This is a genomic window from uncultured Cohaesibacter sp. (assembly GCF_963556055.3).
Taxonomy (GTDB): domain Bacteria; phylum Pseudomonadota; class Alphaproteobacteria; order Rhizobiales; family Cohaesibacteraceae; genus Cohaesibacter.
The window spans coordinates 430,706-448,435 of sequence record NZ_CAUVYE020000013.1 but is presented as its reverse complement, the minus strand read 5'-3'; the positions used below and the strand labels follow the sequence as shown (position 1 = coordinate 448,435).

The following is a 17,730-nucleotide window of genomic DNA, read 5'->3' as shown; positions in this document are numbered from 1 at the left end:
CGTGCATTTGGGGGGTGAAAGCGGTTTTGTTTGCAATTTTGATATTTGAAAGAAAAATTTAGGGAAAGTGTGTCCCCGGTCTTGACCCAGCAGGTGGTCGCCGAGGGGGCGTTGACGTTCAATCGGTTTCGCCGAGCATGTTGATCTCGCTCTCGCCCACGGTCTCGCTGGTTTTGCTGATGTCGGAATACTTGACTTCAGTGCCATCATAATCACTGACGCCAATTGCCAAGGCATAACAGGCCAAACGAACAGATTTGGGAATTGTCACTTCCTTGCCGTCCCGATTGCCTTTTTCATAATACTGGATCATCCGTTTTTTCAGGCCAAGCAGGTCTGCTGCGTCTTTTTGTTTTAGCCCCATTTTGTGGCGCCATGCCTTGAATTGGCCTGCGGACATCTGTGTGCGATTTTGTTTTGTTGATGTTTTCGGCACGTCACTAATTCTTTTTGCGCAAAAAGTGCGCTTCGGGGTTGACAATTGTGCACGCAGTGCGCATATTTAAAATCGTAAGCGCACAAAGTGCAGTCTTGGGACTTATATAAAGCGCACCTTTGCCAAGAGGTCAATGGGTCGAGGATGTATTTATGTGCGATGCTAACCGGGACTAAGTATAGGCCCACAAAATGGAGAGACCCAATGTTGGTAGACATCATGGTAAGTCGCGAAGCTTTGGGCGTCAATCGTAGGTGCGACGTACATAAGTTCGCTCAGGTTCGCTGCTGGTTTGCACGCGTGTTCAAAAGAAGTTGAACAGTTTAGCCGCATCCAAATAAACGAACATCAAGTTCAATAAAATTACCAGAAAGAAGAGGCCGGGTTTCCCATCGGGCCTCTTCTTCTTTGTTTGAGCCTCTTGCTTGCATAGATCCGGCTCATAGCAAATTTGTGATTGCAAAGCGTTCCCCGATTTGTTTTTTGTGTGTCCGGGTTTAGGGTGTTTTGGAGCCCGAAGGGTGGACTTAAGCTTGAAGGAAGTGGGGCAGATATGCGTTGGCGCGGTCGCAGGCAGAGCAGCAATGTAGAAGATAGACGTGGGCAATCCTCGGGAGGATATTCTCGAAGTGGAATGCGCCTGCCTATTGGCAGGTCGGGCGGTAAGAGTGGGCCGAGCCTGCTCGTCCTGATCGTTATTGGCGGGGTCCTCTGGATGATGGGCGTCAGCCCCAATGAGATCATTTCAATGCTTTTGGGCGGCGGGGGCACTTATAGCACTCAGACCCAGTCGGTGCAGAACTCGGCCACTCCGCGATCAGCCGCAGAAGAAGAATTGGCCAGCTTCGTCAAGGTTGTGCTTGCTGAGACAGAGGATGTCTGGGGCGCGATCTTCGAGAAAGCGGGTGGAAGCTACTCCGAACCAAAGATGGTCATGTTCTCCAATCAGGTTCAATCGGCCTGCGGTACGGCCTCTTCTGCGTCGGGACCCTTCTATTGTCCCGGTGACAAGAAGGTCTATATCGATCTGTCCTTCTACAAAGAGCTGAAAACCCGTTTCGATGCACCCGGTGATTTTGCACAAGCCTATGTTGTTGCACACGAAGTGGGGCATCATGTTCAGAATTTGCTCGGCATCCTGCCCAAATACAACCAGATGCGGAAGTCCCTTTCGGAGGTTGAAGCCAACAAACTCTCGATTCGTGTCGAGTTGCAGGCAGATTGTTATGCCGGTGTCTGGGCGCATTACACCGATCAGAAGGGGCTTTTGGAGAGAGGCGATCTGGGTGAAGCCCTGAATGCGGCAACTCAGATCGGAGATGATACCCTTCAGAAAAGAACCCAAGGGTATGTCGTTCCGGACAGCTTCAATCACGGTACGTCGGCGCAGCGCAAGAGATGGTTCAGCAAAGGCTATGAGAATGGCAACCTGAAAGCGTGCGACACCTTTTCTGTGAAGAGCCTCTGACCAAACTGTCTGTTTGAAAAAAAGCCCGTCATGGTTTTCCATGGCGGGCTTTCTCGTGCTTCAAAGTCTGTGAGATGTGTTATTCGGGTCTTTGTTCCAGGCCCTTCTGGGCGCGCATCAGGTTGGTGAAACGCGTGAACAGATAGTGGCTGTCCTGTGGGCCGGGAGAGGCTTCAGGGTGATACTGGACCGAGAAAATCGGCTTTCCCTTCACCGCCAGACCGCAGTTTGATCCGTCAAACAGTGAAATGTGGGTTTCTTCCACATTATCCGGCAGGCTTTCTCCATCAACCGCGAAGCCGTGGTTCATGGAAGTGATTTCCACCTTGCCCGTTGTCTTGTCCTGTACGGGATGGTTGGCACCATGGTGCCCCTGATGCATCTTGGCGGTCTTGCCGCCAAGGGCCAAGGCCAACATCTGATGTCCAAGGCAGATTCCGAATAGCGGAATGCCTGCATCGATCACGGTCTTAATCGCATCTACGGCATAGTCGCCTGTGGCTGCCGGGTCGCCCGGACCGTTGGAGAGAAATACTCCATCAGGTTTGAGTGCCAAAATCTCTTCGCCGGTTGCGGTTGCCGGAAGAACCGTCAGTCGGCAACCCTGTTCGGCGAGCAGGCGCAGAATGTTACGTTTGATACCGAAGTCGAGTGCGACCACATGAAACTGGCCTTCCTTGCGGCTGCCAAAGCCTTTGTCCCACACCCAAGGGGTCTCATCCCAGGTGAAGGTTTGCGGTGCGGTCACATCCTTGGCCAGGTCTGCACCAACCAGTCCGTTCCAGCCTGCTGCTTCTCGCTTCAAGGCTTCAACATCGAAATTGCCATCCGGTGAATGTGCTATGACGGCATTGGCAAGGCCTTTTTCGCGAATGAGGGCGGTCAGGGCACGTGTGTCAACACCCGCGATCCCGATAATGCCGCGGGATTTCAGCCATGCATCGAAATGGCGGTTGGCGCGATAGTTCGACGGGTCGGTGATATCTGTTTTGACCACAGCTCCCCGAACACCGGAATTTGTGTTCATATCGATGGTTTCAACATCTTCATCATTGGTTCCGACGTTGCCGATATGGGGAAAAGTGAAAGTGACGATCTGTCCGGCATAGGAGGGATCGGTCAGGATTTCCTGATAACCGGTGATCGCAGTATTGAAGCAGACTTCTGCAACGGCCGTGCCGGTTGTTCCGATGCCTTGGCCTTCGATGACGGTCCCGTCAGCAAGGACAAGCAGCGCTGTCGGTTTTTGGTCTTGCCAGGGGGCTGGTGTGCTTTCCTGGGCAGTTGATATGTCGGGATTTGCCATGCCGAAAAGTCCTGAAAATGCTGTAGGTGCATTCTGTATCCTAGCCTATGCGCTGAGCGGTATGGCAGCAGCTGTCACAGTTTGATTTCAAAGGATACGGGAAATGCTTGTTCTCAGAGGTGATCATCTATGACAAAAGAGGTCCAGCGTCAATGCTTGCTGTGCTCAAATTGAATAAAAAATTTTGTAAAAACAAGAAATTTCAAAATTTTATGCTGATAATGTTGCCTTTGCCCGTTTTTGACGGACGAATGTCGTGGTGGATGGGGAAACCGGGCTTTCGGGTTGGCCAAAGACAGGGCGGTCTTTGATGTCGTGAACAAGGTCATGTCTGTCAAGGGGGCGAAACCAGGGCAGACCTCCGGTTGTAAAAGTCGATTTCAACTGTGGCGACGGCGGCACGCCACTTGTTGCTGGTGCTTCAGATCCGGTTTTTCCTCAGATATTGCGTCCGATGGTTTATACCAAGATTTTTCATAGGTGCCTTCATTGGATCTACTTGCTCAATCGAGCGGAAAGCTAACAGTTTTGAATTGTTATCTACATTTCTCTGAGCTAATCGGGGTGTGCTGACAGATTGTCGATCTGGCAATAGAAAAGGCCCTTGCTTATACGTAAGTGCAAAGCCGACTTTACTATCAGATGAAGTGGCTGTATCAAACACACAGTTTTGGTCGCTGTGCCGACGGGGCACTCAGAAATTATCAATCCGTGGCAGGTTGCACAGAATCGGAAATCGGTTTGCTCCTGCTTACGAGGGAAACAGAGTTTTCTTTGCCATCGTGTGCTTTCCTCTAACGACCGGGAATAGCCGTGAAATTTTCGAGTGAGGGTCTTTTTGCCAAAGAGGCTTCGGCTTCTTTTTGTGACCTTGACAGTTTGGATCGAGATGGAGAGAAAATAATGCAAGTCAGCGAAAAATGGATCAAGTCAAACGGCGTGGCGGCATAAAGCCTGTCATGCGAAGCGGGTCCGTTTTTACGGCAAGAGAAAGGCCAACAGACATGCGTGAGCAGATTTCGGAAAGCCTTAAGGACGCAATCAAGTCCCAGGATAAACGCCGAATGGCAACCTTGCGGCTGATTATGGCTGCGATCAAGGATCGTGATGTTGAAGCCCGGGGGCACGGCAAAGAGCGCGTTACTGACGATGAAGTGCTGCAAATCCTGTCAAAAATGATCAAGCAGCGCGAAGAATCAATCCGTGTTTATGAAGAGGCGGGACGAGAGGAACTCGCCGCGCAAGAGCGCGATGAAGTGACGATCATTCGGGATTTCCTGCCTGCGCAAATGGATGAAGAAGAGGTTTCCCAAACCTGTGCTCAGGCTGTCAAGGATCTGAAAGCCGAGGGCTTGCGCGATATGGGCAAGGTGATGAATTACCTCAAAGCCACCTATCCGGGTCAGATGGATTTCGGCAAGGCAAGCTGTGTTGTCAAGGGGCTGCTGCTTTAGCGCTCAAGATTCTGCATCTATCCAATAGAGAAATGGCCCCTGCTTTCGGGGCCATTGTGCTTTTGGGATATCCGCCTATTATCATTTCCCACATGATCCCTTGCTTTGGTGTTTTCACTCCGCTTGACTGGCGAGATGTGAAATGAAGTTCGAGACAAATTGATGAAGTTTCCGCAAAGTCTGCTCGAGGAGATACGAGATCGGATTCCGGTGTCCGATGTGGTTGGGCGCAAGGTCAAGTTGCGCCGTCAGGGGCGTGAGTTTGCGGGTCTCTCACCCTTCAACAAGGAGAAGACACCCAGTTTCTTCGTCAATGATCAGAAGCAGTTCTATCATTGCTTTTCATCGGGCAAACATGGTGACATTTTCCGTTTTCTCATGGAAACCGAGGGTTTGAGTTTCCCTGAAGCGGTTGAGCTGCTGGCCAATCAGGCGGGGGTTTCTCTGCCGGATCCGGATCCGCAAGTGCAAAGGCGGGAAAAGGAGCGGGCCAGCCTTTATGATGTCATGGAACTGGCAACGAAGTATTTTCAGATGCAGTTGCGATCTGAAATCGGACGACCTGCGCTCCTTTATGCACAAAGCAGGCATCTGAGTGAGGAGACGCTGCGCACCTTCCGTATCGGTTTTTCGCCAAACAGCCGCGATCATCTTAAAAACCATCTGCTGCAACATGGTGTGAGCGAAGAGGACATGCTCGCCACGGGGCTGGTCATCAAGCCTGACGATGGCAGAGCGACTTATGACCGTTTCAGAAATCGTTTGATGATTCCCATCGAAGATGAGAAGGGGCGGGTTGTTGCCTTTGGCGGGCGGCTTCTGGACAAGGACGGCAAGCCGAAATATCTCAATTCACCCGAAACCCGGCTCTTTTCCAAAGGGACCATGCTGTTCAATGCGCACAGGGCGCGCAGTGCGGCATATGATGCGGGTGCCGCGATTGTTGTAGAAGGCTACATGGATGCAATCGCGCTTTATCAGGCGGGCATTCGCCATGTGGTGGCCTCGCTGGGAACAGCGTTTACAGAGTTGCAGATCGAGCGGATGTGGCGTTTTTCCAACGAGCCCTATATCTGCTTTGATGGTGATAAAGCGGGCAGGGGAGCCGCGCACAGATCCATCGACCGCATTTTGCCGAGCCTCAAGACCGGCTATTCCTTCCAGTTCGTTTTCTTGCCCAACGGCAAGGATCCCGACGACTTGGTCAGGGAGGGCGGTGCCAAGGCCTTCCAACAGGTTTTGCAACAGGCAAAACCCCTGTCCGATGTGATTTGGGAGCGGGAGCAGGAGGCGCAACCGGTCGATACGCCTGAGCGCAAGGCTGCCTTTGAAAAACGGATTGAGGATCTCATCCGCCAGATCAAGGACGAGCGGGTTCAGCGCCAGTATCAGATGAGCTTCAAGTCCGCGCTTTCAAACTATTTCTGGCAGCAGGAAAGAGCCAAACGCGACCAGAACCGGAACCGCTATTATACCGGAGGAGGCGCTCGGGCTGGCAAGGGGGCTGGCCCTGCCAATGCCTTGCAGGCTTCGATCAATATTTCCCGCGCACCGGAAGACGGTCAGTCAATCGAATATGAAAACTGTCTGATGGGGCTTTCCATCCACATGCCCTATCTGTTTGAGCAATTTGCAGAGCAAATCCTGTCGGTGCCTTTTCAGAAAAGCAGCCTCGAGGCGTTTAAATTCGTGCTCTCGCACATCATTTTCGATCAACACGCAACCAGCTACAAAGATATCTATTTGCATTGTCCTGACAATCTCAAGGATTTGCTGGATGACCTGCACGGGGCAGAGGTGCGGGACGGTAATGGCAATCTGGTGCATCCCTGGGGATGGCGACTTGCCGGGCGGCAACGGGTTCATCAACTGGTCTATGAGCCGAGCCGACTCTTTCTGGAGCGGCTTTATCAATCCTATTTGAATGTGTTGGAAGTACGGGAAATCGAGACGGATCTGTCGCGGGAAATCGAAGGGCTGTCAGGTGGTGTCGATGAAGACTCCTTTTCAAGAATCCAGACCCTGACCAACGAATTGCATCGACGGCGTGAAGAGAATTTGCGCGAGGAGCAGGAGTTGAGCGAGCTTTATGATCAGATGAAATCAGCCGGACTCTCCCGTAGCCTTGAAGATGTTCTGGCTCATTTGGCTATTCCCGGTTCGCTTGAAGAGTAGCGCATAAAGCGTTTGTCTCTGAACTATCGTTAATTTATGCGAATCGCTGCCTTGATCCCGAATCTGCTGACGCAAAGGTGCAAAATGATTCGGATAATCCAAAAAAACGCCTTTTTTTATAGTCTTGGGGGTTGCCGAATCGATTCGCTGCGCTAAATATCAGGGTCCGGCAGCCTCTATGCGCCAAATGTCAAGCTGGCGACGAAATGATTTTAGCTGCGAACAGTCAACCGTGATTTGAAAGCCGGGGGCATTGCTGTCTGTCCGGCCTGTTTTCGTGTGTGAAATACTTCAGTGGTGGCACCTGATAACAGGTCAGATTAAGAGGCATTTAACGAACCCATCGGTATGTAGACATTTGAATCCTGAAAAATCATGCAGGTTTTTGTTCTAGACGAGAAAACTGCATGATCGATTATCCGCATCGAATGGATGGCCAATACAGACATATGTCTGAAAGGAGCGTCCTTGGAGACAGGAATGGCAACGAAGGCAACGCAAAACGACGACAAGAACAACAGTGAAGGCTCAAACTCCGATGCCCCATTGTTGGATATGACAGCTTCGGCTGTCAAACAGATGATCAAGACCGCTAAAAAGCGTGGTTATGTCACTTATGATGAATTGAACGAAGTTTTGCCGTCGGAAGAAGTTTCTTCAGAACAAATCGAAGACACAATGTCGATGCTGTCGGATATGGGCATCAATGTCATCGAGGCGGAAGAAGCCGAAGACAACGAAACGCAGAGCGAGTCAACCGAACTGGTTGAAGCGAAAACGTCGACAGCGGTTGCCAAAACAACCACGAGCAAGGAACCAACCGACAGGACAGACGATCCTGTGCGGATGTATCTGCGCGAGATGGGGTCTGTGGAGCTTCTCTCCCGCGAAGGCGAGATTGCAATTGCTAAGCGGATCGAGGCCGGTCGTGAGGCCATGATCGCAGGCTTGTGCGAAAGTCCTCTGACATTTCAGGCCATCATTATCTGGCGCGACGAATTGCTTGAGGGCAATATTCTGCTGCGCGATATCATCGATCTGGAAGCTACTTATGCAGGTCCCGGCAATGAGGATGACGACTCTGATGATGAGGACGAGGCCGAGGGCGGAGAGCTAGAGGCTGCTGCACCGGCTGCGGCTCCTGCCGCCAATGATGATGGCGCAAGCAAACCTGCTGCCGCAAAATCCGATGATGAGAAAAGCGAAGAAGGCGGCGAGGGCGAAGGGGAAGACGACGAAGACGAGGATGAAGATGACCTCGAAAACAGCCTCTCCCTTGCGGCAATGGAAGCCGAACTGAAGCCAAAGGTGCTGGCGACCTTCGATCAGATCGCCGAGGACTACAAGAAACTGCGCCGTCTGCAAGATCAGCTCGTTGAAAACCGGATGGCAAACAAGACGCTGTCTCCGAGCCAGGAACGTCGCTACGACAAGCTCAAGGAAGACATCATTGTCGAGGTCAAGAGCCTGTCGCTGAACCAGAACCGTATCGATGCCCTGGTCTCTCAGCTTTATGACATCAACAAGCAGCTTGTCGGTCGGGAAGGGCGTCTCTTGCGCCTTGCCGAGGCTTATGGCGTCAATCGCTCCGAATTTCTCAAACACTATCAGGGTAACGAGCTTGATCCGAACTGGATGGAGCGCGTATCCAATCTGACATCGCGTGGCTGGAAAGAATTTGTCCATCACGAATTGCCGCGGATCGAGAATCTGCGCGAAGACATCCAGATGCTTTCGACCGAGACCGGCCTTGAAATCGGCGAGTTCCGCCGCATTGTTTCCTCCGTGCAGAAAGGCGAGCGTGAAGCCCGTCAGGCCAAGAAGGAAATGGTGGAAGCGAACCTGCGTCTGGTTATCTCGATTGCCAAGAAATATACCAACCGTGGTTTGCAGTTCCTCGACCTTATTCAGGAAGGCAATATCGGCCTGATGAAAGCGGTCGACAAGTTCGAATATCGCCGCGGTTACAAATTCTCGACCTATGCCACATGGTGGATCCGGCAGGCGATTACCCGCTCTATTGCCGACCAGGCTCGCACGATCCGTATTCCGGTTCACATGATCGAGACGATCAACAAGATCGTTCGCACCTCCCGTCAGATGCTACACGAAATCGGGCGTGAGCCGACACCGGAAGAGCTCAGTGAAAAGCTGCAAATGCCGCTTGAAAAAGTGCGCAAGGTGCTCAAGATCGCCAAGGAACCGATTTCTCTTGAAACACCGATCGGTGATGAAGAGGATTCCCATCTTGGCGATTTCATCGAGGATAAGAATGCGGTTCTGCCAATCGATGCGGCCATTCAGGCCAACTTGCGCGAGACCACAACCCGCGTGCTTGCATCGCTCACCCCGCGTGAGGAACGCGTGTTGCGCATGCGTTTCGGCATCGGCATGAATACCGACCATACGCTTGAAGAAGTGGGGCAGCAATTCTCGGTGACCCGTGAACGTATCCGTCAGATCGAGGCAAAGGCACTTCGCAAACTCAAGCATCCAAGCCGTTCGCGCAAACTGCGCAGCTTCTTGGATAGCTGATGGTCAGATTTGATTGTCATGAGAAACCCGGCGGTGACGCCGGGTTTTTTTATCGGTTGATTCCTGTTCAGCCTGCTTGAGAGTCTGAGTCACGTTTCTTGCCGAAGTCTTCGATCCGGCTTCTTTTTTTGGACCGAAGCCAACACCTTGACCCCGGTCAGGCTTCAATAGCAAGGGCGTAAATCTGTTCCATAACATTCTCGCAGACCATTGATCCGATGCCTGATGGCCATTTATCAGTCTGCAAGGATCCAGGTGGTGTTGACTGAAATGGACAAGTCAACCGATCCCCCGGCAACGGGAACATCGGAGCTGATGCTCATTGCGCGCTTCATTTCGGGAGCAGCAAGACTGTCGAAGCCACTGGATTCGGACAGGCTTCTGAGGCCATGAATTTCAGCTCCGAGCTCTTTTGCATAGAGCTCTGCCTTGTGGCGAGCGTCCGCAAGAGCGGCCTTTCTGGCCGTGTCGAGCAACTCGGACTTGTCTGAAACATCGAACCTGAGGCTCGATATGTCATTTGCTCCACTGTTGACCAAAGAGGTGAGGACATTGCCGATTTTGTCGAATTGTCTGATCTGGATCGTTATCTGATTGTTGACGGCATAGCCGACTATTTCAGGGGCTCTGTCCTGATCTTTGGGGTAGGTGAGTTGCGGGCTGATATTGAAATTGCTGGTCTGGATGTCTTTCTTGTCTATGCCAGCCTCTTGCAGGGCTTCCATCAACGCCGCCATCTTGCTGTTATTCTCAGAAAGCGCCGCTTTGGCATCTTTTGCTCTTGTTTCTACTCCGGCCGAAACAATCGCCATATCCGGTTCGGCTTTTACAATGCCGGATCCGGTTATCGAAATGGTGTTTTTGCCCAGCTCAGATGCGGTTGCTGGTAACGTCAACAAGGCAAGAAGCGCCATAATGGCGATAGCCGGAAATTTCATGAGCTGGTTCCTCCGCAATAGGCGATTTTGTGTCAAGGAAAAGTCGTTTTCCATGTGAATCTGTTTTGGCCATGTTTTGATTGGCCGACACGACACCTATAACGAAATTTGTGGCCAGAGTGGGGTGAGGAATGGATACAGCTACATTTGCCCTAGGACATACGGGAAAAAGTCCGTGGGCTATCCACTGATCCGGTGCGCGGGGCTTGCTCCGAGGGGCATTTCAGTATAGTTCATTTTCACCTGAAATCTAAGGGCCTGTAGCTCAATTGGTTAGAGCCGACCGCTCATAACGGTCTGGTTGGGGGTTCGAGTCCCTCCGGGCCCACCACCCCCCTTGTTTCAGTTTTCCCCGTTATCGCTGTTGCCATATTCGCCGATGAAGGGCAGCGTCTTGTCCAGCGTGCTGTAATCGAGGCCCTCTTTGGCGAGCCAGTCTTCCAGATAGCGGGTGAAGTCATCCAAATCATACTGAACAGGGCGGAAGCGTGGGGCCCACGGGGCCGGGAGGTAATTGCCATCCCTGTCGAACTCGCCGCCATTCCAGTCTGTCCATGGGGCGGCAGGGTTGATGTGATCACCAATCCGGCTGTGCAGGACCGCGACTTTCCCGACGGCTTCCAGCGTCTTGAGGGCAATGGTGCCAACGGGTTCTTCATAATGAGACAGATCACCTAGTTTGCAGTTATATCCGGGCACTGGTGAGCTGCCATATGGTGTTGCTCGAACGCGTTCGAACCACTGCCGTCCGAGATGGAAGCGACCAGCCAAGGCGGCTTCGCTGTCGTCGTGGATGAAATCGCAATCCCAGAAGACAATGCCATAGGGAATGTGAATGTTGGTGCTGGGGGCAGCAACATAGGTATTTGGCGTGCGAGCCCCCTTCGAGCAGATCCTGCAATGATCGAAATAGGCAGTGCTGTTGCCGAAAATGAAGTCGACATCGCCCTCGATATGGCAATCTTTGTAATAGGATTTAACGGTTTCGCGCGGCTCGTTGGTCTTGAAATAGATCGTGTCCTGATCGCCCAGCAGGCGGACATTTTCAAAATAGACCCTGTCGGCTGCATCGATCAAGACGGCAACGGCCTGATGTTGCCCATAAGCGAGTTGTCCCTTCTCATTGAGAGGACGTTCATCCGCCGGCAGATCCGCAACATCGGGCGTCAGGCGATCTTCGTTATAGCTGTTCTCGATGGTTAGGTTGACGGCCTCAAACCCGTCGTTGCAAACGCGCATGACACAGGAGTTGGTCGTGCCGATATCGAAATCCCCACGTGCGGATACGGCTTCGAACATGCTGCGGATGCTGTCATCGAGTTCCAAAAATGCGGAGCTGAAACGCATCGTATAGGCGTCTGCGGTCAGTCCCTGATCAATATTCACAGAAATGACGGTTTTTGTCGCATCGGTTTCGCGTCCGATGAGAGTAAGGGGCACTTTCTTGCCATCGACTTCAAGCGAGGGAACATAGACCAATTCGTTGTAAGTGCCCGGAGCGATTTCGATGACGAGGCGATCGGTGATCTTTTTGGTCTTGGCATCGACCACGGCCTTGTTGATTGCCCGCTGAATGGAGGCAAAGCAGTTGGCGCTGCTCAGGTCAGTCGGGTCAACGCGGTAGTCCGGTTTTGCCTTGCGCGGAAGGGAGGCAAGAGCCGGGGCTATCGGGTCCCAAGGCTCTCCTTCTTCAGAGGCAGTGTCGTGACTGAGCACGATGTCCGGGCGATAGAGAGCAGCCTGCTCTTTGGTCATTTGCGGGCGGGTGGGGGTGCTTTGATTCGAAGTCGACATTGTCATATCCGTGCTGGCTTTTTGCAGCTTTGCTTTATTCGATCATTCTCTGGGCCACTTTGGCTCCATTGGTTATTCCTGAGGAAGGATAGAGAATGATCGGGTCTCCTGCGCTTAAACCATCCAGTATCTGGGCAGAAAGGCCATTGTCTTTTCCGACCTTTACAGGGGTTTGTTGTGCTGTTTTATCCACGACCTTGAAAACCGCCCAACCGTCGCCATCGCGGAAAAGGGCGTTGGAAGGAATCGTCAGCGTGTCTTTCGCTTCCCAGATGACAATTCTGACTTCGACGCGATAGCCATGGCCCAGTTTGGCGCGGCTTTCTCGCGGGCTGTCCAGAGCGATGATGGCCTTGACGCGCTGTTCTTCAACGCCGAGCGAGGAATATTTGGTGTAACCCCATGGCTCGACGCGGCTAACGGTCCCTGCCAGTTGCGTGTCTCCACCCCAGTCATCGATGATGACCCGGTCGCCGACCGTTACCTGAACGGCATCGGTGGATAGCAGTTCGACGACCACCTCGAGATCGTGAGTGACATCGCCGATTTCCATGATTTCGGCCCCGGCGGAAAGAGTCGTTTCGCTTTTCTGGATGACGCGCAAGACATTGCCGGTGGTTGGAGATCTTAGCGGGATGCTGTTGTCGTCAGAGACAGAGGACTTGAGATCCCTGTCATTGAAGCCGACCAGTCTGGATCTGGCATTGGCCAATTCGGCTTCCCTTACCGCAATGGCGGCTTCTGCATTGTCGCGGGCGGCGCTGGCGCTGCGATAGTCTGCTTCATATCTGTCAAGAGTGGCTTGGCTGGCGGTTCCCCTGTCTGCGAGCTGACGATATCTTTCCAGCTCCCGCTTGGCGTAATCAAGGTCTGATGTCGCCTTGTTGAGGTCGGCTCTGGCGACCCGGAGCGTTGCCTCTGCGGCCTCGACCGAGGCTGCGGCCTGCTCGCGGGTTCTTATGTCAAGCATGGATGGGTTGGCTGGTCTCATCTGGGCTATGACGGTTTGGTTCTTGATAACCGCATCGCCGGGCTGGACCGCGACACGCATCAGGCGACCGGCCACCGGTGCTGAAACGACATAGGCGTCATGAACCCGCGTGAAGCCCTCTTCATTGATGGTAATCGTCATGGAGCCGATTGCGGCCTTGCCAATGTCTATCGTCAGCGGGCGCGGCCAGAAAGCATAGGCAAGGGCGGCCGTGGTTGCTGCCAATGCGATTATGGCGAAATAGGAACGGGATCTTTTTCTTGCCATGACGAACATCCTTACGGTTTACCTATAAACATCATTCCCTGACCTTGAGGGATTCGACCAGATCGAGGCGATCGATGTCGCGTTTGACCAGCCATCCCGATGCAACCGAGGCGACAATGATCGCCAGAGCAGCCTTGCCATAGCTTGCGGGAATGAACATGGTTGGTACTTGATAGAGGTCGGTGCTGAAGCCTGCTGCAATGACTTGGGTGAAATAATAGCCCAAAAGGCTGCCCACGGGCAGGGCTGCGAGGGTGACAAGACCCAATTCCCCCAAAAGCACAAATGCGACTTCGGATTTTGTGAAGCCCATGACGCGAAGGCTGGCGAGATCGCGCTGTCTTTCTGCAAAGGCAATGCGAGCGGCGTTGTAAACGATGCCAAAGGTGATGATCGCTGCAATGATCAGCATGACGAAGCGCATCGAGCCTGCACCGGTATCCATCATATTCTGAAAGGCCGCCCGCTCGTCGGACTTGAGGCTGACACCTGCCACATAGGGTCGGCTTTTCAGTGCCTTGAAAATGGCACCTTTTCTTTGCATGTCGATGCGCAGATAAGCGGAAGAAATCCTGTTTGGCTCATTCAGCAATCTGTCGAGCGTTTCCATGCGCATATAGGCGGGTGATCCCAACAGGCTTTCGGCTTCTGCGGTGACCGGAATGCGCAAGGTGGGGCGGTTTGCCTCGAGTATTTTGACGCTGAGCATCTCTCCGGGCGATATGTTGAGTGTCTTGGCCAGAGAGTGCGACAGAACGATGCCTCTTTCGGGCAAGAAAATGGGCGCAGTGTCTTTGTCCAGGGCACGCTTGAGGCGTTGTTCGGTTACCAGCCCATTGATAGCGCCCCGATAGCTGTAAAGGCCGTTTTTAAACTCGACGGACACGGCTCGCTCAGGTTCGACATCAAGGACACCTTCGATGCTTTTCAACTCATGGATGACATCGGGAGAAATCGCATGAGTGAAGGTGACGGTGACATGGCTTCGGTTCATGACGGTATAGGTCATCTCGATGGTTTGATCGAAGGAAGACAGCATCGAAATCATCGAAACCGACAGGGCCATGCCGCAGGCAATTCCCACGAGTGAGCCGAGCATGCGGCCCGGTTGTCGCGTTATGCGCCGTAAAACCATACGGCTCGGCTGATCGAGGAGCTTGTTCAGCCTTTTGCCAAACCGTCCCGTCGATGAATAATCGGCAGGAGCAGGCGGCCTCATGGCAACGGCGGGCGTGAGAGCAAAAACCTGACGCAAGACGAACAATCCTCCGGCGGAGGCTGCAAAGATTGATGTCAGGATTGCAATTGCGAAGGAGGCCGGGTCCAGTCGGAACAAAAGGATCGGGAATTTATAGAATTCCAGATAGAGCGGCATCATGGCTCGTCCAAGGGAAATGCCGCCAACGCAGCCCAGCAGCGAACCACCAATGGCGATGATCAGTACCAGTTTGAAATAGTGAAGGCCGACTTCGAGATCCGAATAGCCAAAGGCCTTTATGAGACCAATCTGTTCGCGCTCTGCCTGCACCATGCGCGAGACGACGATGTTGAGAAGGAAGGCGGCGACCGCCAGAAAGAGTGGCGGAACGACGCTTGAGGATGACCGCATGCCTTCGATTTCCTCAACCACAAAGCGGTTTGATGTGAGGTCCTTGAGCCCATAGGCCCCCAATCCGCCATAGGGATCCAATATCCGGTCTATCCCTTCAAGCGTGGCCTGGAGATTGTTGCCTCTGCCTATCGCAAGAAGGGCTTCATTAAAGGCGCCCTGCATGTCAAAGGCCGCGGCGAGGGCTGTCTGGCTCATCCAGATGACCCCGAAACGGCTGTCATCGGAGATCATTTCACCCGGAGCGACACTGTAGATGAATTCCGGGGACTGGGCGAGGCCGACAATCTGAAAGGTCCGCTTCGAGCCGTTCATGGTTGCGCTCAGATGATCGCCCGGCTTGAGATCATGAGCCTTGGCGAAGCCGCTCAGCAGGATGATTTCATCGGCATTTTTCGCGTCGAGCCGACGGCCGTCTGTGAGGTAAATGGTATTGAGGCGCGTTTCTCTGTTGTCCGGCAATGATATGGCTGTTGCTCGCAATGGCAGGTCAAGGCTGGGCAAGCTGATAAGAGCGGAACCGCTTATGCGTCCTTCCACTGCCGAGATGCCGGGCAGGTCTGCAAGCTTTCTGGTCAAATGCTGGGGTGCCCGTTTCACTGGTGCGAAAATGTCAGCGAGACGATTGCGCTCATAATAGGCGCGTTTGGTTTCCTCCAGAGAAGTGATGATGCCAGACATCATGACCAGTAGCGAGACACCGGTTGCTATGACCAGAGCGATGGCGATGGCCTGGCCCTTGATGCGCCAGAGATCTCGCAACAATTTTCGATCAAGGGGTGCCATGGTGCGCGCGTTCCCTACCACTCGATTTCTTCAGGGCTGAGCTTGTTCTCGTTCTTGACGATTTCCCGAATGCGTCCATCGGCAAAGTGAATGACCCGGTCGGCCATCGCTGCGGTGCTTGCCGCATGGGTGACTATCATAATTGTGGCTCCCAGGCGCTCATTGACATCCTTGAGGACCTTCAGGATGACTCTGCCGGTCTTGCTGTCCAGTGCGCCGGTTGGCTCGTCGCAGAACAGAACCGTTGGCTGCTTGGCAATTGCGCGGGCAATGGCAACCCTCTGTTGCTCGCCCCCTGAAAGCTGGGCGGGGAAATGATCGGCCCTGTCCGCAAGGCCAACAAGGGAAAGGGCGGTCTGCGGCTCCATGGGATTATCGGCAATTTCCGTTACCAGTTCGACATTTTCATAAGCCGTCAGGCTGGGCATCAGATTGTAGAACTGAAAGACAAAACCGACATGATCGCGTCGATAGAGCGTCAATTTGTCATTGGAAAGATCGGACAGGCATTGATCCTGAAAATAGACTTCACCATCGGTTGCCCGATCAAGACCGCCAACGATATTGAGAAGGGTTGACTTGCCCGATCCCGACGCGCCAAGCAGAACAACGATTTCGCCTGATGGAATCTGCAAATCAACACCGCGAAGGGCATGCACCGCGGCATTGCCTTCGCCATAAACCTTTGTCAGATTTTTGGTCTGAAAGGCCAGCGGCTTGTCTACGGTCTCGACCATTAGATGTGCCCTTCTTGCATTGGTGAACGCGAGGATTTGTGTCTGTCAGGTGGAGTCTGTGGTTTCTTTCTGTGAAGCTTGTAAACGAATTGCGTGACACCCAAGCGTCAATCCAGGGTTTTGCGGAATCTGAGGAGCGACAGGACACTCAGTCCCACCGTGAACAGGACAAGGGCGAAGATCGGTGACCGCATCGTTTCAAGATCTGCTCCCTTGAGCATAACACCTCTGACGATACGTAGAAAATAGGTAAGCGGAAAGAGATTGCCAATCACCTGTGCCCATTCCGGCATCCCCTTGAAGGGAAACATGAAGCCGGACAGCATCAGAGACGGCAGGAAGAAGAAGAAACTCATTTGCATGGCCTGCATCTGGCTGCGGGCGACGGTGGATATGAAATAGCCGATGAGCACGAGCGAGGCGATGAAGATAAGAATCCCCAGAAGAAGCAGGGACAAGTCTCCGACAAAAGGTACATTGAACACGAGCTTTGCTGCGGTGAGGATGACGACCACCTGAATTGCTCCGATGCCCAGATAGGGCAAAATCTTGCCCAGCATGATTTCAAACGGGGTCGCGGGCATGGCCAGCAGATTTTCCATGGTCCCTCTTTCAACTTCCCGCGTCAGGGCCATGGATGTCATCATGACCATGACCAATTGCAGGATAACACCAAGCAGACCGGGGACAATGTTATATTGGGAAATGCCTTCCGGGTTATAGCGACGATGAATGACGATATCGAGGCCGCTGCTGTCTTGCTCCTCGGTTCCGAGCTGGCGGGCGAAAGCCTGTTTGGCAACGTTGGACAGGGTTGAAATCGCTCCGGACGAGGCAGCTGGATCACTGGCATCCGCTTCGATCAGGATTTGGGGTTTGTCTCCGCGCAGAACCCTCTTGGAGAGGTCCGAGGGGATGGTCAGAACAAAGGAGATCCGGCCTTCTTCAAGAAGCTTGTCGGCCTGTTCTGCGGAGTCCAGAATGTGATCGAAACGATAGTAATTGGTGACTTCCAGAGCCGATACGATTGCGCGGGTGAACTGGTCCTGAGATGTTGCGACAAGGGCAGACGGGAGCTCTTTGGGGTCAGTGTTGATGGCAAAGCCGAAAAGGGCAAGCTGAACCAGCGGAATACCGATCATCATGCCAAAGGTGATGCGGTCGCGCATCATCTGGGTGATTTCCTTGGCGAGCAGAGCGTAAAGGCGGGTCATGGAGAAGATGTGGTTCATGC

General features: G+C 53.1%; 12 protein-coding genes and 1 tRNA gene. 5 read left to right on the top strand and 8 right to left on the bottom strand.

Features of this window, described 5'->3' with window-relative positions; genetic code table 11:
• Nucleotides 1-118: 118 nt before the first annotated feature.
• Complete coding sequence (locus ACHZB8_RS10730) at nucleotides 119-400, bottom strand: helix-turn-helix transcriptional regulator (RefSeq protein WP_316860752.1); 282 nt, start codon at nucleotides 398-400, stop codon at nucleotides 119-121.
• Between the two features lie 589 nt (nucleotides 401-989).
• On the opposite strand from ACHZB8_RS10730, the gene ACHZB8_RS10725 reads away from it, so the two are divergent.
• On the top strand, nucleotides 990-1,904 hold the full coding sequence (locus ACHZB8_RS10725) for a neutral zinc metallopeptidase (protein ID WP_316860255.1): 915 nt from the start codon (nucleotides 990-992) through the stop codon (nucleotides 1,902-1,904).
• A 79-nt stretch (nucleotides 1,905-1,983) separates the two neighbouring features.
• Here ACHZB8_RS10725 and carA read toward each other — a convergent pair whose 3' ends face one another.
• On the bottom strand, nucleotides 1,984-3,210 hold the full coding sequence (gene carA / locus ACHZB8_RS10720) for a glutamine-hydrolyzing carbamoyl-phosphate synthase small subunit (protein ID WP_316860254.1): 1,227 nt from the start codon (nucleotides 3,208-3,210) through the stop codon (nucleotides 1,984-1,986).
• Between the two features lie 1,004 nt (nucleotides 3,211-4,214).
• Between carA and ACHZB8_RS10715 the strand changes: the two genes are divergently transcribed.
• The 3 genes from ACHZB8_RS10715 to rpoD all read left to right on the top strand — a co-directional run bounded on the left by ACHZB8_RS10715 (nucleotide 4,215) and on the right by rpoD (nucleotide 9,374).
• Nucleotides 4,215-4,664, top strand: a complete 450-nt coding sequence (locus tag ACHZB8_RS10715) for a GatB/YqeY domain-containing protein (protein ID WP_316860253.1) — start codon at nucleotides 4,215-4,217, stop codon at nucleotides 4,662-4,664.
• A 162-nt stretch (nucleotides 4,665-4,826) separates the two neighbouring features.
• The gene (dnaG, locus tag ACHZB8_RS10710) at nucleotides 4,827-6,839 is read left to right on the top strand and encodes a DNA primase (protein WP_316860252.1); all 2,013 of its coding nucleotides are present in this window, start codon (nucleotides 4,827-4,829) and stop codon (nucleotides 6,837-6,839) included.
• Nucleotides 6,840-7,319: 480 nt separating this feature from the next.
• A complete protein-coding gene (gene rpoD / locus ACHZB8_RS10705) occupies nucleotides 7,320-9,374 on the top strand; it encodes an RNA polymerase sigma factor RpoD (protein ID WP_316860251.1) in 2,055 nt (684 codons plus the stop codon).
• Between the two features lie 236 nt (nucleotides 9,375-9,610).
• Here the strand turns inward: rpoD and ACHZB8_RS10700 are convergent, their stop codons facing one another.
• Complete coding sequence (locus ACHZB8_RS10700; RefSeq protein WP_316860250.1) at nucleotides 9,611-10,312, bottom strand: SIMPL domain-containing protein; 702 nt, start codon at nucleotides 10,310-10,312, stop codon at nucleotides 9,611-9,613.
• Nucleotides 10,313-10,566: 254 nt separating this feature from the next.
• On the opposite strand from ACHZB8_RS10700, the gene ACHZB8_RS10695 reads away from it, so the two are divergent.
• Nucleotides 10,567-10,643, top strand: a tRNA-Ile gene (locus ACHZB8_RS10695).
• 11 nt (nucleotides 10,644-10,654) lie between these two features.
• On the opposite strand, the gene ACHZB8_RS10690 is transcribed toward ACHZB8_RS10695, so the two are convergent.
• From ACHZB8_RS10690 to ACHZB8_RS10670, 5 genes are all read right to left on the bottom strand, one after another.
• A complete protein-coding gene (locus tag ACHZB8_RS10690) occupies nucleotides 10,655-12,106 on the bottom strand; it encodes a pectinesterase family protein (protein ID WP_316860249.1) in 1,452 nt (483 codons plus the stop codon).
• A gap of 34 nt (nucleotides 12,107-12,140) precedes the next feature.
• A complete protein-coding gene (locus tag ACHZB8_RS10685) occupies nucleotides 12,141-13,364 on the bottom strand; it encodes an HlyD family efflux transporter periplasmic adaptor subunit (RefSeq protein ID WP_316860248.1) in 1,224 nt (407 codons plus the stop codon).
• 31 nt (nucleotides 13,365-13,395) lie between these two features.
• Entirely contained in the window at nucleotides 13,396-15,759 is a 2,364-nt protein-coding gene (locus ACHZB8_RS10680) for an FtsX-like permease family protein (RefSeq protein WP_316860247.1), read from the bottom strand.
• Nucleotides 15,760-15,773: 14 nt separating this feature from the next.
• Entirely contained in the window at nucleotides 15,774-16,496 is a 723-nt protein-coding gene (locus tag ACHZB8_RS10675) for an ABC transporter ATP-binding protein (protein ID WP_316860246.1), read from the bottom strand.
• A gap of 107 nt (nucleotides 16,497-16,603) precedes the next feature.
• Complete coding sequence (locus tag ACHZB8_RS10670) at nucleotides 16,604-17,728, bottom strand: ABC transporter permease (RefSeq protein ID WP_316860245.1); 1,125 nt, start codon at nucleotides 17,726-17,728, stop codon at nucleotides 16,604-16,606.
• Nucleotides 17,729-17,730: the final 2 nt, after the last annotated feature.